Annotated in this window: 1 protein-coding gene; it reads left to right on the top strand. The window is 45.1% G+C overall.

The window, feature by feature from the left end; genetic code table 11:
- The first annotated feature begins 274 nt into the window (after positions 1-274).
- Positions 275-1,411 carry an ISAs1 family transposase gene (locus tag C5O24_RS13285; protein WP_107681969.1) on the top strand — a complete coding sequence of 379 codons (1,137 nt, stop codon included), beginning with the start codon at positions 275-277 and terminating at the stop codon, positions 1,409-1,411.
- The last annotated feature ends 124 nt before the right edge of the window (positions 1,412-1,535 follow it).

Raw genomic sequence — 1,535 nt, 5'->3', positions numbered from 1 at the left:
ACACGGCTCTTTCATTTAAGATTTCGTCTCATTCTCGACAAATGTGTTATTTTATAGCGAGAGCAGTACGGGCGGAGAGGCTTTAACCTCTGATTTTCAAGAAAATAAGTGTAATGAAAATTTGGCCAAGTGGCAGATTTTTAGTAACTTTATAGGTGATAATCAAAGAGTTACGCCAAAAATGAAGCCACTTGACCAAGTCTGTTCGACTGACGCCTATGCGCCTGATCATACCGCAAAAGTACACAATAAATTTGACACAAGGCGCAGTATCATGGAAGAACTTCGAGCGTTTGCCTCATCCGTGCCGGATTTCCGTAGATTGGACAAAGGCAATTTCCGTCACAGCCTCAACGATATCATCATGCTGATGATACTCGGACGTATGGCCGGATGCATCGGACGAGCCGAGATATTGGAGTTCGGCAGATACAACCTCAACAAATTACACAAAATGGGCCTGTTAAGGAACGGCGTACCATCTGAGGCCACGCTTTGCCGTGTGGAGAACGGCATCAACGATATGGATATGGCCGACAGGATGCAGCAGTTCGCAGACATATTCCTTGAAAGACTTACTTGCGCCAGCCGCATCATTGAAATAATCTGCATTGACGGCAAAGCCGAGCGCGGCACCGTTCAGGAAAACGGGCGAAGCCCGGATATCGTCTCTGCCTATTCGTTCAGCACCGGCATAACAATCGCCACCGAAGCCTGTCAGGAAAAGAGCAACGAGATAAAGGCCATACCGATACTTCTTGATAAAATAGATGTCGCAGGAAAGATTGTCACAGCCGACGCAATGTCTATGCAGAAGGATATTGTCGAGAAAATCAGAAAGAAAGGCGGAGACTTTCTGATAGAACTCAAAGCCAACCAGCCGTCATTGCGATACGGCATTGAGGACAGGCTAGTGGAACACACACCGGTATATTCTTACACCGAAGGTCCCGAACTGGCCCACGGCAGGATAGAGACGAGAACCTACCGCGTATATGACGGACTGGACATTATCGCAGACAAGAAGAAATGGGGCGGAAACATGACCATCATAGAGTATGAATCGTCCACAGTCAAAAAGTCAACAGGAGTACACACCTCAGAAAAACGCCTGTACGTCAGCAGTATGCCTACGCATACTCCGAAGCCAGGAATCTTCGTGCGCAACCATTGGTCAATAGAAAGTATGCATTGGGGGCTGGACTACAATCTTCAGCAGGACAATATAAAACGCAAGTCAACAAGAGCCGCCAGAAACCTCGATACCATACAAAGAATAGTTTACTCGGTGTTCTCAATATGGAAAGGACTTCGCAAGAAACAATCGGATAAGAATAAAGGCATGGCCGAACTGATCAGACATATCTCGATGAGCTTTACCAGACTGATGCGATTTTTAAGTCAAAAGTAAAAAAAATAAAATTTTGATACCAGAATAACTCTTTGATATACAGACATGGAAAAATTACCCGATTCTCAATGAACCGGGTAAGGGAAGATATGCTATTTATTTTAGGTTAAATGAAAGAGCCGTG

It is taken from the genome of Paramuribaculum intestinale (assembly GCF_003024925.1).
GTDB lineage: Bacteria > Bacteroidota > Bacteroidia > Bacteroidales > Muribaculaceae > Paramuribaculum > Paramuribaculum intestinale.
Note: the sequence above shows the minus strand (reverse complement) of the source record. Positions and strands in the feature narration are given on the sequence as shown.